The organism is Thiothrix subterranea, from assembly GCF_016772315.1.
GTDB lineage: Bacteria > Pseudomonadota > Gammaproteobacteria > Thiotrichales > Thiotrichaceae > Thiothrix > Thiothrix subterranea.
This window is the reverse complement of record NZ_CP053482.1, coordinates 338,495-358,292: the sequence shown is the minus strand read 5'-3', so window position 1 is coordinate 358,292 and position 19,798 is coordinate 338,495. Positions and strand designations below refer to the sequence as shown.

Annotated in this window: 21 protein-coding genes, 1 tRNA gene and 1 pseudogene; 11 read left to right on the top strand and 12 right to left on the bottom strand. The window is 51.2% G+C overall.

The genetic code is table 11. From position 1 onward, the window contains the following. Positions 1-8: 8 nt before the first annotated feature. From glcE to HMY34_RS01715, 6 genes and pseudogenes are all read right to left on the bottom strand, one after another. Positions 9-1,016, bottom strand: a pseudogene (gene glcE, locus HMY34_RS01740) (glycolate oxidase subunit GlcE); the annotation flags it as partial. 12 nt (positions 1,017-1,028) lie between these two features. After that, a complete protein-coding gene (locus HMY34_RS01735) occupies positions 1,029-2,498 on the bottom strand; it encodes an FAD-linked oxidase C-terminal domain-containing protein (RefSeq protein WP_202717447.1) in 1,470 nt (489 codons plus the stop codon). A gap of 79 nt (positions 2,499-2,577) precedes the next feature. After that, entirely contained in the window at positions 2,578-3,903 is a 1,326-nt protein-coding gene (locus HMY34_RS01730; protein ID WP_202717445.1) for an ABC1 kinase family protein, read from the bottom strand. Then, a complete protein-coding gene (locus HMY34_RS01725) occupies positions 3,900-4,169 on the bottom strand; it encodes an HNH endonuclease family protein (RefSeq protein ID WP_202717444.1) in 270 nt (89 codons plus the stop codon). Before HMY34_RS01725 ends, HMY34_RS01730 begins: the two co-directional genes overlap by 4 nt. 10 nt (positions 4,170-4,179) lie before the next feature. Beyond that, positions 4,180-5,712, bottom strand: a complete 1,533-nt coding sequence (locus tag HMY34_RS01720; protein ID WP_202717443.1) for a cryptochrome/photolyase family protein — start codon at positions 5,710-5,712, stop codon at positions 4,180-4,182. Beyond that, positions 5,705-5,860 (bottom strand): DUF2256 domain-containing protein, encoded by a 156-nt coding sequence (locus HMY34_RS01715; RefSeq protein WP_202717442.1) that lies wholly within the window; start codon positions 5,858-5,860, stop codon positions 5,705-5,707. The genes HMY34_RS01720 and HMY34_RS01715 overlap by 8 nt, the downstream gene beginning before the upstream one ends. Positions 5,861-5,958: 98 nt before the next feature. Here HMY34_RS01715 and HMY34_RS01710 point away from each other — a divergent pair, with 98 nt between their 5' ends. Both HMY34_RS01710 and HMY34_RS01705 read left to right on the top strand, forming a co-directional pair. Further along, positions 5,959-6,222, top strand: coding sequence for a TIGR03643 family protein (locus tag HMY34_RS01710; protein ID WP_202717441.1), 264 nt, complete (start codon positions 5,959-5,961; stop codon positions 6,220-6,222). Between the two features lie 10 nt (positions 6,223-6,232). Further along, positions 6,233-6,796 (top strand): hypothetical protein, encoded by a 564-nt coding sequence (locus HMY34_RS01705; RefSeq protein ID WP_202717440.1) that lies wholly within the window; start codon positions 6,233-6,235, stop codon positions 6,794-6,796. Positions 6,797-6,800: 4 nt separating this feature from the next. On the opposite strand, the gene HMY34_RS01700 is transcribed toward HMY34_RS01705, so the two are convergent. Beyond that, the gene (locus tag HMY34_RS01700) at positions 6,801-7,172 is read right to left on the bottom strand and encodes a thiol-disulfide oxidoreductase DCC family protein (RefSeq protein WP_202717439.1); all 372 of its coding nucleotides are present in this window, start codon (positions 7,170-7,172) and stop codon (positions 6,801-6,803) included. 146 nt (positions 7,173-7,318) lie between these two features. Between HMY34_RS01700 and HMY34_RS01695 the strand changes: the two genes are divergently transcribed. From HMY34_RS01695 to HMY34_RS01655, 9 genes are all read left to right on the top strand, one after another. Further along, positions 7,319-7,864, top strand: a complete 546-nt coding sequence (locus HMY34_RS01695; protein ID WP_228287951.1) for a DUF924 family protein — start codon at positions 7,319-7,321, stop codon at positions 7,862-7,864. A gap of 16 nt (positions 7,865-7,880) precedes the next feature. Continuing rightward, entirely contained in the window at positions 7,881-8,666 is a 786-nt protein-coding gene (ygiD, locus tag HMY34_RS01690) for a 4,5-DOPA-extradiol-dioxygenase (protein ID WP_202717438.1), read from the top strand. A 100-nt stretch (positions 8,667-8,766) separates the two neighbouring features. Next, entirely contained in the window at positions 8,767-9,294 is a 528-nt protein-coding gene (locus tag HMY34_RS01685; protein WP_202717437.1) for a lipocalin family protein, read from the top strand. A gap of 23 nt (positions 9,295-9,317) precedes the next feature. Continuing rightward, the gene (locus HMY34_RS01680; protein ID WP_202717436.1) at positions 9,318-9,779 is read left to right on the top strand and encodes a DUF3429 domain-containing protein; all 462 of its coding nucleotides are present in this window, start codon (positions 9,318-9,320) and stop codon (positions 9,777-9,779) included. A gap of 52 nt (positions 9,780-9,831) precedes the next feature. Continuing rightward, positions 9,832-9,908: transfer RNA gene (locus tag HMY34_RS01675), tRNA-Met, on the top strand. A 159-nt stretch (positions 9,909-10,067) separates the two neighbouring features. Further along, positions 10,068-11,768: a biosynthetic-type acetolactate synthase large subunit gene (gene ilvB, locus HMY34_RS01670; RefSeq protein WP_202717435.1), complete on the top strand. Its 1,701-nt coding sequence runs from the start codon at positions 10,068-10,070 to the stop codon at positions 11,766-11,768. An 8-nt stretch (positions 11,769-11,776) separates the two neighbouring features. Further along, on the top strand, positions 11,777-12,271 hold the full coding sequence (gene ilvN / locus HMY34_RS01665; RefSeq protein WP_202717434.1) for an acetolactate synthase small subunit: 495 nt from the start codon (positions 11,777-11,779) through the stop codon (positions 12,269-12,271). Between the two features lie 44 nt (positions 12,272-12,315). Beyond that, positions 12,316-13,326 (top strand): ketol-acid reductoisomerase, encoded by a 1,011-nt coding sequence (gene ilvC / locus HMY34_RS01660; protein ID WP_202719097.1) that lies wholly within the window; start codon positions 12,316-12,318, stop codon positions 13,324-13,326. Beyond that, the gene (locus tag HMY34_RS01655) at positions 13,290-14,102 is read left to right on the top strand and encodes a heparan-alpha-glucosaminide N-acetyltransferase (RefSeq protein WP_202717433.1); all 813 of its coding nucleotides are present in this window, start codon (positions 13,290-13,292) and stop codon (positions 14,100-14,102) included. The genes ilvC and HMY34_RS01655 overlap by 37 nt, the downstream gene beginning before the upstream one ends. Here the strand turns inward: HMY34_RS01655 and HMY34_RS01650 are convergent. Genes HMY34_RS01650 through HMY34_RS01630 form a run of 5 tightly spaced genes read right to left on the bottom strand, consistent with a single transcriptional unit; the run spans position 14,080 to position 19,609 of the window. After that, the gene (locus tag HMY34_RS01650) at positions 14,080-14,571 is read right to left on the bottom strand and encodes a hypothetical protein (protein WP_323127452.1); all 492 of its coding nucleotides are present in this window, start codon (positions 14,569-14,571) and stop codon (positions 14,080-14,082) included. The genes HMY34_RS01655 and HMY34_RS01650 overlap by 23 nt on opposite strands. Further along, a complete protein-coding gene (locus HMY34_RS01645; protein ID WP_202717432.1) occupies positions 14,568-15,026 on the bottom strand; it encodes a CopD family protein in 459 nt (152 codons plus the stop codon). Before HMY34_RS01645 ends, HMY34_RS01650 begins: the two co-directional genes overlap by 4 nt. 14 nt (positions 15,027-15,040) lie before the next feature. Beyond that, positions 15,041-17,050, bottom strand: a complete 2,010-nt coding sequence (locus tag HMY34_RS01640; RefSeq protein WP_202717431.1) for a polysaccharide biosynthesis tyrosine autokinase — start codon at positions 17,048-17,050, stop codon at positions 15,041-15,043. 54 nt (positions 17,051-17,104) lie between these two features. Then, positions 17,105-18,193, bottom strand: coding sequence for an acyltransferase family protein (locus HMY34_RS01635; RefSeq protein WP_202717430.1), 1,089 nt, complete (start codon positions 18,191-18,193; stop codon positions 17,105-17,107). A 15-nt stretch (positions 18,194-18,208) separates the two neighbouring features. Then, positions 18,209-19,609 carry an undecaprenyl-phosphate glucose phosphotransferase gene (locus HMY34_RS01630; protein WP_202717429.1) on the bottom strand — a complete coding sequence of 467 codons (1,401 nt, stop codon included), beginning with the start codon at positions 19,607-19,609 and terminating at the stop codon, positions 18,209-18,211. Between the last annotated feature and the right edge of the window lie 189 nt (positions 19,610-19,798).

The following is a 19,798-nucleotide window of genomic DNA, read 5'->3' as shown; positions in this document are numbered from 1 at the left end:
TTCAAGCGTTGTTGCACATTGCGTAAATTATCAGGCAGTGGATGGAAGGGGTTAACCCCCGGCAAACTGCCGCGATACACCGTGGCGTGACCGCTGCCTTTGTGCGCAATATTGCGGATCAAATTGACCGGAATATTGGTGTAGACCCAACGCTGCGAGCCGCCCCATTCCACCAAGGAATTGCCTTCCAAGCGGCTGATAACGCTGGTGGCTGGCGGGAACGATAAGCGCCACAGTGGGCGGTCGTATTGCTGGAAAAATTCGTGGGTTTGGTTGCGCAAGGCTAACCAGAATTCGTCGGCATTATTGATGGCTTCGCCGCCAATTTTGCGGTGCGAGGCAAACACATGGCTGGGTACGCCACTCAGCCGCAAATACAGGCAACCGTCAAAATAACAGGTAGCGCTCAAGGGAAAAGTGGAACGGCGCATGGTGGTGGTTAACTCAAACGCTTCTTCGCTGGGCATTTCCAGCGCCAGTGTCAGTTCGGTAACGGGACGCGGCATGACTTTCAGCGAGACTTCCAGAATGACGCCAAGCGTCCCCATGGAGCCGGTAATCAGCCGCGAAATGTCGTAACCCGCGACGTTTTTCATGACTTGCCCGCCAAAGCTTGCCACTTTGCCGTAGCCGGTGATTAGCTTTACGCCGAGTACATGGTCACGCACCGAACCTGCCCAAGGGCGAGCGGGACCGGATAAACCGGCTGCAACCACACCACCGATGGTAGATTCGGGGCTGAAGCAGGGTGGTTCAAATGCCAGTTTCTGCCCATTAGCGGCAAGCAATGTTTCAATGTCTTGCAAGCGTGTCCCTGCACGGGCGGTGATGCACAACTCTGAGGGTTCGTAAGCAATCACGCCGGTGTGCGGAGAAACTTGCAAGGCGGTGCCTTGGGTTTCGTTGCCGTAGAAGGCTTTGCTGCCGCCACCGATGATGGTTAACGGTTGATTGGCAGCAATCCCTGCTACGACCTGTTCTTGCAATGTTGAGGTTATATCGTTATCAGCAGTCATATCAGGCCCGAATCAAAATCTTGGCAGTTCAGGGTGAGAAAGCTGTCCGTGATGGACGTGCATGGCACCCAGTTCTGCGCAACGGTGCAAGGTAGGGACAGCTTTTCCGGGGTTTAGTAGTTCGTCAGGGTCGAATGCACGTTTGACGGCATGGAAGACTTCGAGTTCGGCTTCGCCAAATTGCACACACATCGAGTCCAGCTTTTCATGCCCAACGCCATGTTCGCCCGTGATAGAACCACCGACTTTAACACATAATTCCAGAATATCGGCACCGAAACGTTCGGCTTTTTCTAATTCACCGGCGCGATTGGCATCGTACAGAATCAAAGGATGTAAATTACCGTCACCAGCGTGGAACACATTCGCAACCCCTAAGCCGTATTGCTGCGAATAGTCATTAATTTTGTTCAATACGTGCGCCAGATGTTTGCGGGGAATCGTGCCATCCATGCAGTAATAATCCGGGGAGATGCGCCCCACGGCGGGGAATGCGGCTTTGCGCCCTGCCCATAAACGCGCACGTTCGGCAGCGGTTTTGGCAATGTGAATCGTGCCAGCGCGGTGATTTTTGAGAATGGCACTGACGCGGGCGACTTGTTCGCTGACTTCATCTTCGGTGCCATCGAGTTCACACAGCAAAATGGCGTTCGCATCAATCGGGTAGCCTGCGTGGATGAAATCTTCGGCGGCACGCAGCGCGGGGTTATCCATCATCTCCAGCCCGGCGGGGATAATGCCTTTGCTGATAATCGCGGCGACTGCATCACCGGCATCGTTCACTGCCGCGAAATCTGCCATTAACACTTGCACCGTATCGGGTTTGACGGTGAGTTTCACCAATACTTCGACCACCACGCCCAACATGCCTTCCGAGCCGGTCAGCAATGCCAGTAAATCGTAGCCGGGGGTGTCTTGGCGGTCATTGCCGATGGTCATGAGTTCGCCGTCAATGGTGACGAGTTGAATTTCGAGAATATTGTGTACCGTCAAGCCGTATTTCAGGCAATGCACCCCGCCGGAATTTTCCGCCACATTTCCGCCAATCGAGCAGGCAATTTGTGACGAGGGGTCGGGGGCGTAAAACAGCCCTAAATGATCCACGGCTTGGCTGATCGCGAGGTTGCGTACCCCCGGTTGGACACGGGCGTGTAGATTGGCGGTGTCGATGTTCAGAATTTGTTTGAAACGCGCCAGACTCAACACAATGCCCTGTGCGTGAGGCAACGCCCCGCCGGAAAGCCCCGTACCTGCGCCACGTGCCACCACCGGCACTTTCAAGCGCGAACACGTTTTGAGGATCAATTGCACTTGTTCGGTGGTGGTAGGCAAGACCACAGCGAGGGGCAAACGCCGATAAGCGCTCATGCCGTCACACTCATAGGGGTGCAAATCCTCCTTCGCGGTGAGAATCGCATCCTCCGGCAAAATGTCTTTGAGTTGCTGGAGCAACGCTGAATAAGGGGCTGTAGCAGTGTTCACTGAAATAATCTGACCTTGGATAAGCTTATTGTGTGGATACTACTGTAGCGTATTTCCAACAGAAAATTAATATCCGCTGCTAGGAGTAGGAAACTTGCGCAAATAACCCACCGACATCCACCTGCGCCCGCAGTTTCGCCGCTAACAAATACAACCCACCCAGCTTGCGGTGCAAAAACAACGCATCCGCAGGCGGTGTATGCCAGTAATCCTGTTCCATGCTCAACGCCATGCCCGCATCGCGAATTCGGCTGGGCAGATTTGAGGTGCCAAAATCATACGCGCCTTGCCAACGTAACGGTTCGCAAGCTTGCACAAATAAATCCAGCACAGCCTCGCGTTGTTCGGGCTTGATGTATTCCTGAAAGAAACCGATTTGTGCCGCGCCCGCGTCCATCATGGCGCGATCTTGTTGCCCGGCACCTTGCATCACCTGCTGATAACCTTCCGCAATGTAAGCGGGGTATTCGCGGGTTGCGCCAAAATCCAGCAAAATCAATTGCTGGGTATCACGGTCGTAACGGTAATTGGCAAAGTTCGGGTCGGTTTGCACCAGCCGAAAATTGAAAATTTCGCGGAACAACAAACCCATGAGCAAACTCACCACGCGGTCACGTTCTTCCTGTGGCGCATTTACCAGCGATTCAATCGGCACGCCGCCAATGTGCGTCATTGCCAGAATATTCACAGTGGTGAAATCGTCATGCACGGCAGCAAGCGTGAATTCGGGGCTATCCGCCAACAGGGTTTGGTAACGCCGCATGTGCGCGGCTTCTTGCAAATAATCAGCTTCCTGATGCAATTGCTGCTTGGCTTCTTCCAACAGGTGTTTGTAGTCCACGCCTTTCGGAATCAAACCGGAGAGGCGCAATAAAGTCGCCACATTATCCACGTCACTGCTAATGCTTTCGCGCACGCCGGGGTATTGAATTTTTAGCGCCAAATGCCGCCCGTCTTTGGTGTGTGCCGAGTGCACTTGCCCGATGGACGCCGCCGCCAACGGTTGGAAGGAAAACTGTTGGAAGCGTGCATTCCAGCCTTTGCCCCAATTCTCATCCAGCACTTTTGCCAATTGGCTCAGGGGCATGGGTTTGGCCTCGGAACGCAGGCGCGAAAGGATTTCAGTAAGTTCGGCAGGCAATATATCGCCAGCATCCATCGACAACAATTGCCCGACTTTCATGGCAGCACCGCGCAACCGTGCCAGCTCGTCGGCAACGCGCTTGGCATTGGCGGGGGTTAGCAGCAAATCGCTGACTTTGGGGCGATTGCCTTGGGCGAGTTGCCGCGCTCCTTCGGCGATCATGCCGCCTGCAACTCCTGTGGCGAGTGAGCCGAGGCGTGCCATGCGTGCAAAGCGACCGGCGGGAACGCTGGCATTGTGTTTTTCGTCAATCGTGGTCATGGCAGTTTCATCAGTTCGAGGTGTTCGGGGTTGATGCACAAGCGATTACCGCAGGTTTGGCGCACCAGTGTTTTGGGCGGAATTTCGCCGAAAAAAGCAATGTAGCTGGCATCGTCAGCCCCGACGGTGCGCGGCATTCCATCGTCCTGAATCATAATGCGCCCGCGTCCGCTGTTGGAAATTTGCCCCTGCCATTCCCAGCATTGCGTGGCAGGGTCGACTTTGCTCAGGGATTTGAGTTGGGCTTGGAGTTTGGCTCGGTACATGCGAATTCCTTCAGGTTGAATGCTGTTGATGAAAGTGGTGGGCTTGCGCTCGAATCGCGTCACGCTCAGTGGCGGATAATTTACGCAAGTTGCTTACCATAAACCCCATGCGCGGGTGTGCGGCAAACCGCGCTTCGTACCGATCCAGAAAATCCCAAAACAGCGTAGTGAATGGGCAGGCATCTTGCCCTACCGATTTGGCAGGGTTGAAACGGCAATGCTGGCAGTAATTGCTCATTTTTTGGATGTATTTGCCGCTGGCAATGTACGGTTTGGACGCCATGCGCCCACCATCCGCGTATTGGCTCATGCCCAGCGTGTTGGGCAATTCCACCCATTCGACCGCATCGACGTAAACGGCGAGATACCATTCGTGTACTTTGATGGGTTTCACGCCGTAAAGCTGCGCAAATAGCCCCGTCACCATCAGGCGTTGGATGTGGTGCGCGTAACCGTGTTGCAAGGTTTGCCCAATACTCTCCCGCAGGCAATTCATCTCGGTATCGCCCGTCCAGTAAAACGCGGGCAAATTGCGTTGCGCATCGAGCGCGTTCCATTCGTACCAGTCGGGCATGTGCAGCCAATACAAACCGCGCACGTATTCGCGCCAGCCGAGAATTTGGCGGATGAAACCTTCAACGGCGGCTAAGGAGGCGCGGTGTTGCCAGTAACGTGCTTCGGCTTGGCGGATAACCTCCAGCGGATTCAGCAACTTGAGGTTGAGACTGCTGGCAAGCAAAGAATGGTTGAGGAAGGGCTGATTTTGCCACATGGCATCTTGAAAATCGCCGAATTGGGGCAGGGCTTGATCAAGAAAACGGGTAAGCGCTTGTTGCGCTTGTACGGGAGTGACCGGCCATTGCAGGCTATCCAGTGTGCCGGGGTGATCGGGAAAACGCGCATTCACTAGCCGAATGACTGCTTGCGTAATCGTGTCGGCGGCGAAGTTCGGGGGCGTAGGCACGGCAGTCGGGCCGGATTTGGGAAAGGATTTGCGGTTGTCGCTGTCGTAATTCCAGTTGCCACCGATGGGCTGCTTGCCGTCTTCGAGCAGAATATTGTAGCGTTTGCGCAATTCCCGATACCAATATTCCATGCGTAATTGCTTGCGTTCGCCTGCCCAGCGGCGGAATTCGCCGGGAGTGGAGAGGAAATGGGTGTCGCTGAGCAGTTTCAGCGGGGTGTTGTAGTGCTTGCAGGTGGCGACAATTTCCAGCAAGACGCGGTAATCGCCGGGGCGTACCAGCCACACTTCGGCGGGCGAAGTGGTTTGCAGGGTCAGTGCCAGTGCTTCGCCTAAACTGGTGGCGTGGTGCTGATCGAGTTGCTGGTAGTGCAAGGGGTATTGCTTGACGGTGAGTTCGGCCGCGAAATGGCGCATGGCAGCAAAAAACAGCGCAATGCGTTGCTTGTGTGACCAGACGTGCGTGGCTTCTTGGGCGACTTCCGCCATCCACAGGTAATCTTGTTGCGGGTCGAAGTCTTTGAACAGCGGTGAGGCGCGATCGAGTTGGTCGCCGAAAATCAGGCACAATTTACGCATGGGGTGCGCCCGTGTCGCGGCTGCGGCGGCAACGTTCGGAACAGTATTTCACCTCATCCCAGCATTTTTCCCATTTTTTGCGCCACGCGAAGGGGCGTTGGCAGACGGGGCAGGTTTTGTGGGGGAGGGTGGGTTTGTGGTGTGCCATGTACTGTGTTGAATCCTTAAACCGCAGTGTTACTGCTGATTATCAGTAATGTATAAGTCTGGTGCTATTATCGGGAGAGTTTACAAGGTATTTTTCAGATGAAGTTATACAAAACTGCTTTCAATGAGGCCGACTTGAGCCGCATCGTGGAAATGGCGTGGGAAGACCGCACGCCGTTTGAGGCGATTCATACGCTCTACGGTTTGAACGAAACGGCGGTGATTGATTTGATGCGCCAGCAGATGCAGCCATCCAGCTTTAGGATGTGGCGCAAACGCATGGCGGGGCGCACCACCAAACATTTGGGCAAGCGTGGTTTTCTGGTCGGGCGATTTGTCTGCCCATCGCAACGCACCCGTTAGGAATGAAATCGTGAAACAGAAAAATCCGAACCCGCAAGGCAAAGGGCTAGTGCCAGTATTAGCGGCGTTGGGCAATGCCAGCAGCGGTGTGCGCATTGTGCCGAAACACCTTGAACAAATGACGGCGGATTTGTTTACCTCGATGTTTGTGTTGGAAAGTCGCTTTAGCTTCAAGCCTGTGCGCGGGCGTAAGTATTGGTTGTATCGCTACGGTGAACGTTTTCAGCTTTCGCCGGTGTTCCCGCAGCAATGGAGTGTGCCAACATTTGATCAGGTGATTGGCTGCTGTGAATTGCATGATGATTTGGCGTGGACGTTGGAATTGAGTGCAGAAACCGCGCAAGACGCAGCATTTCTTGCCTACATTCGCACGCGGCGAGCAACGTTGGAGCAGGCGTTGCAGGCGAGTCCAACGCTGGAAGCGGCATTGCCGGTGTATGTGGCATCCCTGCCGTTTTATCAGCGCGTGTTTGCGTCGGCGTTGGCGAGTTCGTTGGGTAAGTCGATGCAATTGTCGGGCATTGCGCAGTTGAATTATCAGCAGGCGTTTAAAGCGTTGCCTGCGAGTTTTTGAGCATTTATTGCAGGCGTCTTTTGCCAGTGAGCGGCAACCGCCAGTACGCAAATACGCGATAACCACCTTCCATCAACGGAATCAAGAACGGCAAACGCTCGACCAAGCCAGCGATGCGTCGGTAGTAAGGGAGCTGTTTCCACACTTGAATGAAACCGCGTACACCTGTTTGCATTTGCTGATCTGCGCCGATGACGTGAATACGCTCCATTGCTTGCTTGTAGGTGATGCCTGCCGCTGCCAAGGCTTCGGGTTCTTGGGTGATGTCAACCCACTGAATATTGCCCGCTGTATCCAGCTTTTTCATGCCGTTGATTTCGAGGTTGCAGATGGGGCATTCACCGTCGTGGAAGCAGGTTACTTTTGATATTGTCATGTGCGGATTAACCTTTTGAATTACTAACGTTAAATATAAGTTTTTTCTAATATATTTCAAGAGACCTTAGTGTGATTCCGCTTTTTGCACTATGACTGCTGACAAGCTATGAATACACGGTTTGCACTGATAATGAGGAATTACGCATGATTACCCCTGATGACATTCTCGATTTTTGGTACAGCCCGCCGATGTCAGAACATTGGTTTACGTCCACGCCTGTCATTGATGCCGACATCCGCGAGCGTTTCGCCGCACTCTGGGAGCAGGCGGCGGCAGGTGAGTTAGATGCTTGGCAAGTAACGCCGGAAGGTTGCTTGGCTTTGTGTATCGTGTTGGATCAGTTCCCGCTGAATATGTTTCGGGGGGAAGTCCGCAGTTTTTCTACCGAACAGCAAGCGGTTGCCGTCAGCAAACAGGCGGTGCAACGTGGGTTTGATACAGTGTTGCCACTGGAACGCCGCAGTTTCCTCTACATGCCCTTGATGCACAGCGAACATTTAGCCGATCAAGATGAGTCGGTGCGCTTATTTGATGCTGCTGGTTTAGAAGCGAATGCGAAGTTTGCCCGCCATCACCGTGACATTGTGCGGCGGTTTGGGCGTTTTCCACACCGTAATGCGGTGTTAGGGCGAGAGAGTACGGCGGATGAATGGGCGTATTTGGCTTCCAAAGAAGCGTTTACGGGGTAGGGGAGTGGATCGTGATATGGCTGAGCATCTGCCAAAAATGCCGGTGGTTTTTATCGGTCACGGTGCGCCGACATTGGTGTTGAGTGACAACCGTTATACCCGTGCTTGGCGACAATTGGCGCAAAACTTGCCGCGTCCCAAAGCAATCGTGGTGGTTTCCGCGCATTGGCTGACGCACGCTAAAACGCTGGTAACGGCGATGTTGCAACCGCGCACTATTCACGACTTCGGGCGTATGGATGCTCGCTTGTTTCAGATGCAATACCCCGCGCCCGGTGCGCCAGCGCTGGCGGAACGGATTGTTCAGCAGGTTAACCATGCGCATATTGGGTTGGATGAGCGCTGGGGGCTGGATCATGGCGCATGGTGTCCGCTGTCCGTGATGTATCCACAGGCGGATATTCCGGTGATTCAGTTGAGCATGGATGCGACTCAGCCACCCGCCGCCCATTATGCTTTGGCGCAGCAACTGGCTTTTTTGCGTACTGAAGGGGTGTTGGTGCTATGTAGTGGTAATATTGTACATAATTTGCGGCGTATGGCTTTGCCGGAAGATCATGCTTTTGATTGGGCGCAACGCTTTGATCAGGCGGTGTGTGCTTGCATCAATAATGATAGGCATCAGCCGTTGCTGAATTATGCTGGGTTCGGGGAGGATGCGCAGCTTGCTGTTCCGACCATTGAGCATTATTTGCCGTTACTGTATGCGTTGGCGTTCAAAGATGCAGGGGAGCGCGTCAGTTATCCGGTCGAAGGCTTTGCTTACGGCTCGATTTCGATGCGTTCGGTGTTGATTGGGTGAAGCGTGCTGTTGTGATGGTCTTAAACCGCAAGATTCTTGATGCTTATCAGTACTGTACAACTTCGATGCTATTATCATTACACTTTATAAGGAGTTTTTCATGAAGTGTTATAAAAAATTATCTTTCGCGTGGTTGTTGGGTTTGATGCTGTGGTTATCCGGTTGCGTTGGAATTCCAGATGGCATAACGCCGGTGACAGGTTTTCAAGCTGACCGTTATTTGGGCAAATGGTATGAAGTGGCACGATTGGATCATTCTTTTGAGCGTGGCTTGGAACATGTAACGGCGGAATACAGCTTGCGTGAGGATGGTGATATTCGCGTCATTAATCGTGGTTACAACACGGCTAAGCAGAAACAGGAAGAGGCGGAAGGCCGTGCTAAATTTGTCGGTGCACAAGATGTTGGGCAATTGAAAGTATCGTTCTTTGGCCCGTTTTACGGCGGCTATAATATCGTGGAACTCGACCCAAATTACCAATACGCGCTGATTGCGGGCAATGATCGCGAGTATTTGTGGATTTTGTCGCGCACGCCGCAATTGGATGTAGCGGTGCAACAGCGCTTGGTGGATAAGGCGAAAAGCCTTGGTTTCGCCACCGACAAGCTGATTTTTGTGAAACAGTGATGCCAGCTAAATAGGAGAATCTCATGCAGCCCAAACGTGCTTTGCCGACAGTAATGTGGCGGTTAGGTTATGGCGGCTTAGTGCCGTTTTTTGCTTTGACCGTGGCGTTATTGCTAGGAATGGATGTGCCGCTGTTGGAAAGTGTGCGATTGGATTGGTGGCTGGCGGCGTATGCGGCGCTTATTTTGAGTTTCCTTGGTGCGGTGCATTGGGGCGTGGCGTTGGGAATGCAGGATACGCTGAATGAGAGCGAACTCGGTAAGTTGTTGCTGTTTAGCGTGGTGCCGAGTGTGTTGGCGTGGTTTGCGTTGTTGCTGCCGATTCAATGGGCGCTATTTGTATTGGCGGGTTTGGTGGTGTTTGCTTATGTGGTCGATGCATTGCTGTTATTCGATAAGTTATCATCGAGTTATGGCAAAATGCGTTTGCATTTGACGGTGATTGTCGCCTTGTTATTGGTGGCAGCGGGTGTGGCGGTGCAATAATTTCAAAATTCGTTGACAACACCCGTGAGGATCGCTATTATCGCGGCCTCTTGGCTACATAGCTCAGTTGGTTAGAGCACATCACTCATAATGATGGGGTCCCTAGTTCGAATCTAGGTGTAGCCACCAAGAAATTCAAAAGCCACGTCACGCAACGTGGCTTTTTTATGCCCGCCGCTTTTAGCCTGAAAAAATCAATACTCGCACACTTTTTGGGGTGTAATCCCCCATGCATTCGTATTATGATGCGAGTCTTTTCCTTCGCCCATGCGATTTACGGAGTGAACTGTGGAACTGACCGGTGCCGAGATATTCGTCGAGTGTCTTAAGGAAGAAGGGGTTGATACCATCTTTGGTTATCCTGGTGGAGCGGTGTTGTTTTTGTACGATGAATTGTACAAGCAACACGACAAAATCAACCACATTCTGGTAAGACACGAGCAAGGGGCTGTCCATGCAGCCGAAGGCTATGCCAAAGCAACTAACAGACCCGGAGTGGCGCTGGTAACATCCGGCCCCGGGGCAACCAATGCTGTGACCGGCATTGCGGATGCGTACATGGATTCTGTGCCGATGGTGGTGTTCACCGGGCAAGTGCCGCGCCATTTGATTGGCAACGATGCGTTTCAGGAAGTTGACATCGTGGGCATTACCCGCCCATGCGTCAAACACAACTTCTTGGTGACGGACGTTAAAGAATTGGCAACGACCATTAAGAAAGCCTTTTATATTGCCAGCACGGGTCGCCCCGGCCCGGTATTGGTGGATATTCCTAAGGACATTACCACGGCACGTTGTGAGTTCCATTACCCGAAAGAAATCACCATGCGTTCCTACAACCCCACGGTGAAAGGCAATAAGCGTCAAGTACGCCGTGCCATTGACCTGATGTTGGAAGCGAAAAAGCCAGTACTGTATACCGGCGGTGGCGTGGTGTTGTCGGGTGCGGCGCATCAATTGACCGAGTTGACCCGTGAGTTGGGCTTTCCGATTACCAATACCCTGATGGGTTTGGGCGGCTTTCCGTCAATGGATAAGCAATTCATCGGTATGCTGGGGATGCACGGTACGTATGAAGCCAATAACACTATGCACCATGCTGACTTGGTGATTGCGATTGGCGCACGTTTTGATGACCGTGTGACCGGCAATATCGAAAAATTCTGCCCTTATGCCAAAATTATCCACGTTGACATTGACCCCGCGTCGATTTCCAAAAATGTCAAAGTGGATGTGCCTATTGTTGGCGACGTTAAAAGCGTCATCATTGATATGCTGGAAGAATACCGTAGCCGTGCTGAGCGCCCCGATGCGGCGGCACTGGCTGATTGGTGGAAGCAAATTGCGGAATGGCGCGGTGCGGATTGCCTGAAATATAATCAGGATATGAATGCCGCGATCAAGGCACAGTTTGTAGTGCAAAAGTTCTGGGAAGCGACCAATGGCGATGCTTACGTGTGTTCTGACGTGGGTCAGCACCAAATGTGGGCAGCGCAATACTACCGCTTCAGCCAGCCGAACCGTTGGATCAACTCCGGTGGTTTAGGCACGATGGGCTTTGGGTTGCCCGCCGCAATGGGCGTGCAAATGGCGTTCCCTGAGGAAACCGTTGGCTGTATTACCGGCGATGGCAGTATCCAGATGTGCATTCAGGAACTGGCGACTTGCTTGCAATATCACTTGCCAATCAAGATCATTTCGTTGAACAACGGCTACCTCGGCATGGTGCGTCAGTGGCAGGAATTCTTCTACCAGAAGCGTTACGCGATGTCTTATATGGAGGCATTGCCCGATTTCGTGAAACTCGCGGAAGCTTATGGTCACGTCGGGATGCGTATTGAACAGGCAAGCGACGTGGAAGGTGCATTGAAAGAAGCGCTGGCGATGAAAGACCGTTTGGTCTTCATGGATTTCATCACCGAGCGTGAAAATAATGTATTCCCGATGGTGCCTGCCGGTGCAGGCCAAAACGAAATGATTCTGGTATAGGTGACAAAATGCGGCATGTAATTTCCATTTTGATGGAGAATGAAGCGGGCGCGTTGTCGCGTGTTGCCGGGTTATTCTCTGCGCGTGGCTACAATATTGAATCCCTGACGGTCGCACCGACCGATGACGCCACCTTGTCGCGCTTGACCGTGGTGACGCGCGGTAGCGAAGAAATCGTGGAACAAATCATTAAGCAACTCAACAAGTTGATTGATGTGGTTAAGGTCATGGATCTGGCGCAGTATGCGCACATTGAACGCGAGATAATGTTCGTCAAAGTCGCCGTGGATAAACACGTGGCGTGTGAAGCGGTCAAGCGCTTGTCGGATATTTTCCGGGGCAACATCATTGATGTCAGCGAAAAAACCTACACGATTGAGTTGACGGGCGACCGCAGTAAATTGGATGCGTTTGTGAATGCGTTGAAAGATTACCGCATTATTGAAGTGGTGCGCTCCGGCGGCATGGGCATTGCTCGTGGCGAAGCGTCCCTACACGTTTAATTGACTTATGATATTTTGGATTTAAGGTAAAAGGCTTTATGGCACTGAACATTTATTACGATAAAGACGCTGATCTTTCTATCATTCGCGGCAAGAAAGTCGCCATCATCGGTTACGGTTCACAGGGTCACGCCCATGCTTGCAACCTGAAAGATTCTGGCGTGGATGTCACCGTGGGTCTGCGTAGCAATTCCCCAACCGTGGCCAAAGCGCAAAACGCTGGTTTGAAAGTAGCGCCGGTTGCAGAAGCGGTTGCCGCTGCTGATATTATTATGATTCTGACCCCGGACGAGTTCCAAAGCCAGTTGTACCGCGACGAAATCCAGCCAAACCTGAAACAAGGTGCAACGCTGGCATTCGCGCACGGTTTTGCGATTCACTACAACCAAATCGTGCCGCGTGAAGATTTGGACGTCATAATGATTGCGCCAAAAGCACCGGGTCACACGGTTCGTAACGAATTCGTCAAAGGCGGCGGCATCCCTGACCTGATTGCTATCCAGCAAGATGCTTCCGGTCAAGCGAAAGCGGTTGCGCTGTCTTACGCTTCTGCTATCGGCGGCGGTCGCACGGGTATTATCGAAACCACGTTCAAAGACGAAACCGAAACTGACCTGTTCGGTGAACAAGCGGTATTGTGCGGTGGCGCGGTTGAACTGGTCAAAATGGGCTTTGAAACCCTGACTGAAGCGGGTTACGCGCCAGAAATGGCGTACTTCGAGTGCTTGCACGAACTGAAACTGATTGTTGACCTGATGTATGAAGGCGGCATTGCCAACATGAACTACTCCATCTCCAACAATGCGGAGTATGGCGAGTACGTGACCGGCCCGAAAGTTATCAATGAGCAATCGCGTGCAGCTATGCGCCAAGCGCTGAAAGACATCCAAAATGGCGAATACGCGAAAAACTTCATTCTGGAAGGCGCGTCTAACTACCCATCCATGACGGCTTACCGCCGCAACAACGCAGCGCACCCGATTGAACAAACCGGTGGCAAATTGCGTGCGATGATGCCGTGGATTCAGAAGATCGTGGACAAGTCGAAGAACTAAGGTTCAAGGCTATCGTTCCGCCAATCACTAGGGGTGAAAGTTCTTTCGCCCCTACAATTTCCCGCCTTGAGCTGCCCGATGCGTTACGGGGTTTAGCTGTCTTATTGATGTTGGTCTTCCACAGTGCGTATGACCTGAATCATTTCAATTTTCTCTCACTGGATTTATTACACAGCACCTTCTGGCCTGCTTTTCAGAAAGTTATTGTGACGCTGTTTGTGGGCGTTGCGGGTATCAGCTTGGCATTAGCGGCGCGACGAGGCTTGAATAAGCCGCGTTTTTGGCGACGTGAAGCGTTGTTGCTGGTAAGTGCTGGCTTGGTCAGTGCGGGCAGTTATTGGTTATTTCCCACGAGTTGGATATTTTTTGGGGTGTTGCACTTTATGGCGCTTGCCAGTGTGCTGGCATTGCCGTTTTTACGCTTGGGTGGTTGGAATATCGTGCTGGGTAGTGTGGCAGTGTTGCTGCCTTGGTGGATTCACGAGCCATTGTTCAATGCCGCCGGTTTGCAATGGGTGGGGCTAGGGACAGCCATTGCGAATACCAAAGATTACACGCCGTTTTTACCTTGGTTTGGCGTGATGCTATTTGGGGTTTATATCGGCAATAAGTTTGAGCGGTGTTCTTGGTGTGTACACCCGTTACCCCGCTGGCGCGGTTTAGCGGAAATCATGTGGTTGGGTAAGCACAGTTTGGTGGTTTACTTAGCACATCAGCCGTTATTGATGGCGTTTTTCTGGCTAGTTGCAACGTTTACTGGCGTAGCTGAAAAATGAACTCGCCACTTGGGGTCAATAATCCATGTTGCACCAGCCATTCAAAAGCATCCTCGGCATCTTCCTGAAACCAGCATTGTGCAGAGCCAAGACGGAACGTGTAACCCCAAGCATCCATGTCTTGCCACATGCGCTCCCGCCCGAAATCGGGAATGCAATCGGCTAACAGGATTTGCAGGTAGCAAACCGCGTCCTCTTCTGCATACTCGCCTCCGGCATCCGTGTGTAACACGGCGCGGCGGGCTTCATCCATGCAGATAATGTGACAACTTTCATGCAGGATGGAGTGCAGCGGGGTATCTTGCCGCACCAACACATCCAAGCCAATAATGCCCGCTTCGTCTTCGTGCCAATAGCTGCCGGGAATGGTGTCGTTATCCGCCACCTGTTTCAGGCGCAAGCCATAACGCGCTAGTAGGGCGGTGACAGTTTTCTTCCCGACATCGCCTAGCCGCAATACCGCATTCACAGCAGGTATTTTCCGCCTGATGCAATCAGAATCGTGAGTATCCCGATCAGTGTGTTAATGCCGACCAATACGCGAATTTGCGCTAACGCTTTGCCGCCATCCGCCCAGTTTTGGGCGGCAACTGCTTTGCGTAACTTTTGATAAGGCGCGAAATACACATGAAAGAAGATCAGCATCATTACCAGCCCTAGTCCATTCATGATGTGAACGAATACCGGCGCATTCGCAAAACCACCGAATGGTCCGAGGAGCATCCAGTAACCTGACCCTAGAATAACGATAATCGCTGCCCAAACCCACGGGAAAAAGCGCCCGAATACGCCATTCCATAAGGTGAGGCGTTGCGGTGGTTCCAGCACGATTGCGGCTACTGGACGCAATGCCATGTACGCGAAAAACATGCCACCTACCCAGATGACGACGGCGAGAACGTGTAAAGCGAGTGCAATGAACATGGTGTGTTTCCTGATTAGAGTTTTTTCAAAGCGCTTAGCCATTTACTCACGGCGGTGGGTTTGGCGCGTTGTACGTCTGCTTGGTAAACGTAACCGCCGTAATCTTCGCCATAACCGTTATTCAAATCAACACGATTCAACAATATGCCCGCCAGCGGTGCTTGGGCGCGGCGTAAACGGGTTAGCGCATTTTGCAGGATCGCCATGCGAGTATGCTCGGCACAAACGGTGAGTAACGTGGCAGAAGATTGCGAGGCGAGAATCAATGCATCAGCCAGCCCTAATACCGGTGGGCTATCCACAATGATTTGATCGAAATCTTGTTTGGCACTGTCGAGTAACACGCGCATGTGGGGTGAAGACAGCAATTCGGCAGGATCATCGGGCAAGCTTCCTGCCGTTAATAAATATAAGTTCGGGATGTCCGTGATTTGAATCAGGTCACGGCTGTTCAATGCCCCGGATAAATAGTTTGACAACCCATGCTTGGCGTGAATCCCTAGCGTTTTGTGCAGTGAAGGGTTGCGCATATCGGCATCTATCAGCAAGACGCGATTCCCCGCTGAAGCATAAGCGCAGGCTAAATTACTGGCAGTGGTGGTTTTGCCTTCATCGGGGCTGGCGCTGGTGATGACAATGACCGGAGTTTCAGCGCCTTGGTGCGTGAGACGTAAACTGGTGCGCAGCGAACGGAACGCTTCAGCAATCGCGGAACGTGGTTTGCTAATGGTGGCGGTTGCCAATTGGCGGCTGTTAATATCAGTGGTTTCTGCCATGACCGCGAGCACGGGGAGTTGGGTCGTGCGTTCCAGTTCATTAATATCTTTGACCGTATCATCCAAAAATTCGCGCATGAAGGCCGCTGACATGCCTAACAATAATCCCAATAGGCTACCAAACAGCAGATTGGTTGATAAATTCGGTTTGAATTTTCTCGACGGAACTTCTGCTTTATCAATGACTGCAATATTGTCGGTGAATAAACTTCCGGCAATACTGACTTCTCCTAAGCGCTTCTTCAGGGGTTTATAGCGTTCTTTTTGGTCGAAGAATTCTTGCTGGAGGGTACGATACGTGTTGATAATTTCATCTTGTGTTTGTTTGGTTGTATCTATTTCTGTAACCAAATCGGATTCTTCGCGTTTAAGCACATCTAATGCTTCGAGATTCAACTGACGTTTATCGTCCGTGAGAGTGGCATTTTGGCTTTCTTGATCCGTGCGTTGCTGGCGTATCCGGCTTAATTCATCATTACGCTGTTCCAGCGCCTTCAGTGTGGGAGTGGAAACGATGCCGTCTTGCTCGGATATATTGTGTTTACGCATGTGCGTCTGTAAGGCTTCTTCTGCCGTGTCCATCTGCGCTTTGAGAGCATCAACCGTTGCCTTTAGCTTTGAGGAAATAGCCGTCATACTATCCAAACGCCGTGTGCCATTGATTGTTTTGAATGTATCCACCACTGTATTAGCAATTTCAGCGGCTTGAACAGGGTCAGGCGAGACATAGCTAACCGCTACCAAGCGCGAGTTTTTGACAGGTTCGATGCTTAAATTGTCTAAGAATAAATCTTCAAGTGCCGCGTTTGGGTTATCCGTACTCGGCTGACTAAACTGTGCTTTGATTTGTCCAATGAGCGACGTGCTGGACAGTTTTTCTGCTAAGTTAAGATCTTTAATGACTTGCGTGGCTAAACCACGGCTGCGAATCAGTTCAAACTGTGTTTGGTAAAAGTCGCGGGTATCACGAATATCGTCAGAACCCAGCGTCGTGTCGAAGTCGACCACTTTGCTGGATTCACGTTCAATGTGTAAAGTGGCGGTAGCTCGGTATAACGGTTTGCTGAACAGAGTAAACAATAATGTTAATAGCAGGGTGATTGCTATAATTAATAGAATCATGCGCTTGCGCCGCACTAAGGTGCGCCCGAATTCACGTAAATTCAGTGTATCCGATTTCTTGAATACGTCAGGGGCATAAGCACGCTGAGTTTGGCTGGTTTGGTTATTGTACTGTTCGTTTCGCATGGTATGAATGGTCTGTCGGCCAAGTTGAAATATAGCGCCCGATTGTAGCAACTCTTAGGGGGTACGGTTAACAAAGTTGTTGAGCCAGCGCCGTGCGGGTGCTTCAAAAAACCAATAGGAGCATAAGGCACTAATGGTTAATAGCACGACAAATACGTAGAAGTGCAGTGCTCCGTGCGGATTTATTGCAGCAGGCATGAGTTTTTCATAGATGCCATGCAGCGGCTTTTGCAGAATATACAGTGAAAAACTGGCTTCACCGAGCAATACCAACCATTTATGCTGTAAACATTGGCTGATTTTGCCAGTATTGAGTGCCAGCAGCACAATGAATAGCAAAAATAACGGCGCAATCAGTCCATTAGTGTAGTCAAACGTAATCCCACTGGCATCAATCAGCGTTTGGCGGCTAATCAGCAAGCCGATAATCAGCACGGAAACCAATAGTAAGCCACTGATATTGATAAGCGGCGCACTGAAACGGTTGAGGCGACCTGTTCGCAGCCATGCACCAGCGCTAAAGCCAATCATGAATGTATTCAAGTGCATTAGCGGGTTATAAAAAATGAAATCATGTAACAGTCCACGTGGCGCATAGGCTTCTGTGTTGAGCAAGAGGCCATGCCCAAGCTGCGTTACTAGCCATAATATTCCGGCTGCTAGGGTGAGATTACTCAAAGGGTAGCGTTTCACCAACAGAATCAATAGCGGGAAACACAAGTAGAAAAAAGCTTCTACGGATAATGACCAGCCGGGCGTATTCAGGGTGATGGGGTAGCCCGGTATCCATGCCTGCAACATGCTGACACTCAGCGCGACCGTTAACGGTTCACTGCCCACCGTTTGGTATTTCGCCGCTATCATCAGCAATAGCGCTAATAAGTAAACGGGGTAAATTCGAGCGATTCGCGCCCACCAATAACGCCGCGTAGCAAAGGCTTGTTGCGGCTGCTCAGGTCGATAATACGCAATCGCCATAATGAAGCCGGAAAGCACGTAAAAGTAACTGACTGCAATCGGCCCCGCCGCCAATACCGGATTTACCCACGGCACATTTGCAGGAAACACCGTCATGCCATAGTGAAAGAACACCACCGTTAGTGCCGCGACATAACGGGTGAAGGTCAGTTGTTCGATTCTCACGAATGTGTGCGGGCGCTAATAAGCATTTTTATCGTGCAAGGTTTTGAAGGCAGTGACGAAAATGATTCTGAGATCCAGCGTCAAGCTCCAGCTACGAATGTATTCCATATCGAGTTCTACCCGCTTCTCCATTTTGAAAAGGGTATCGGTTTCGCCGCGCCAGCCGTTCACCTGCGCCCAGCCAGTGATGCCGGGTTTCATTAAATGGCGACGCATATAGCCGGGGATCAGTTGGCGGTACTCTTCATTGTGTGCAACCGCGTGAGGGCGTGGGCCAACAATTGACATGTGTCCTTGCAGTACATTGAAAAACTGTGGCAGTTCATCCAGTGAAGTTTTGCGCAGGAATGCACCAACGCGGGTAATGCGGCAATCGTTACGGGTGGCTTGTTTGATATGTTTGCCATTCTCGCAAACCGTCATGGTGCGAAATTTGAGTACCTGAAACGTTTCCCCGCGTAAACCGTGGCGGCTCTGCTTAAACAAAATCGGCCCCCGTGAAGACAGTTTGATTGCCAGCGCGATTCCCAGCATCAACGGAGAAACCAATAGTAAAATCAACATGCCTAAAAATAAATCTTCGAGACGCTTAACGAAGGCACGTTGCGCAGACAGCGGCGCGTCGTAAATGCGTAGAATGGGGGTTTCAGCAATTTCCATGTAACGGCTGTGTAGTAGGGTGTTGGTGAAGTCGTCGGGAATCAAACGGATTGGCGTGATGGTATCTGCCAGTTCATTGATTAACCGTTTCGATAATAAGGATTGTTCTGAGGAGGGCGCGAGGTAAATTTGATCCCATTCGCCTGTGCGAGCAGCTTCTTTCATGGCGTTTGCATCACCCAGTCGGGCATAGTGCCGAGGAAGTTCCAGCTCAGAGCCATCGTCTTCCAGATGGTAAAATCCCGCAATTTGAAATCCAGAGTGAGGTTGGCTTTCAATCATTTCGGCAAAGTGCAAACCTTGTTTGGTAATACCTGCAATCGCGATGCTATGATTGTTAAGACCGATACGTTTGAGTGAAGCTTGCAAGATGCGCAAGGCATAGCGGCTGCTGATTAATAGAACCGGAGTGACGAATAACCAGCTTATCAACACAAAGCGTGAATAGTCTTCAGAAGTTTTTACGACAAAAATAATAAAAATGAGGAACAAAAAGGTGACTAACCAGGTCACAATAAGGCGGATGACTTCATCGCGGAAGAAGGGTCGTCCGCTCCATGAGGTATAAATGTCGGTGAATCGACCAATGAGACCAAACAGCAGAGAAGCAGCCAAGCCGATAATCAGATAGCCTTGGATGTTGTAAGTACTGGAATGCAAAGAAGCTAGGAGCAAAATACCCAAAATAATCAGCGTATCTGTACTGCGATAGATCAGTTCAGCACTGATTTTGTTGTTTACCTTCAAATGTTCCATTCAACCGTTATCCTCTGACAATGGCTGCGCCAACAAGCCATTATGGAGTTTATTGTCAATAAGCAAACTTGTTCTAACCTCGCTGAAATGTGATGCAAAAAAACAACACGTCAACTTGTTGTGACAAGTATCATAATGTAATGACGATAAAGCATTATCTGTTTGTTATACAAATAAATAGTCCGCCAA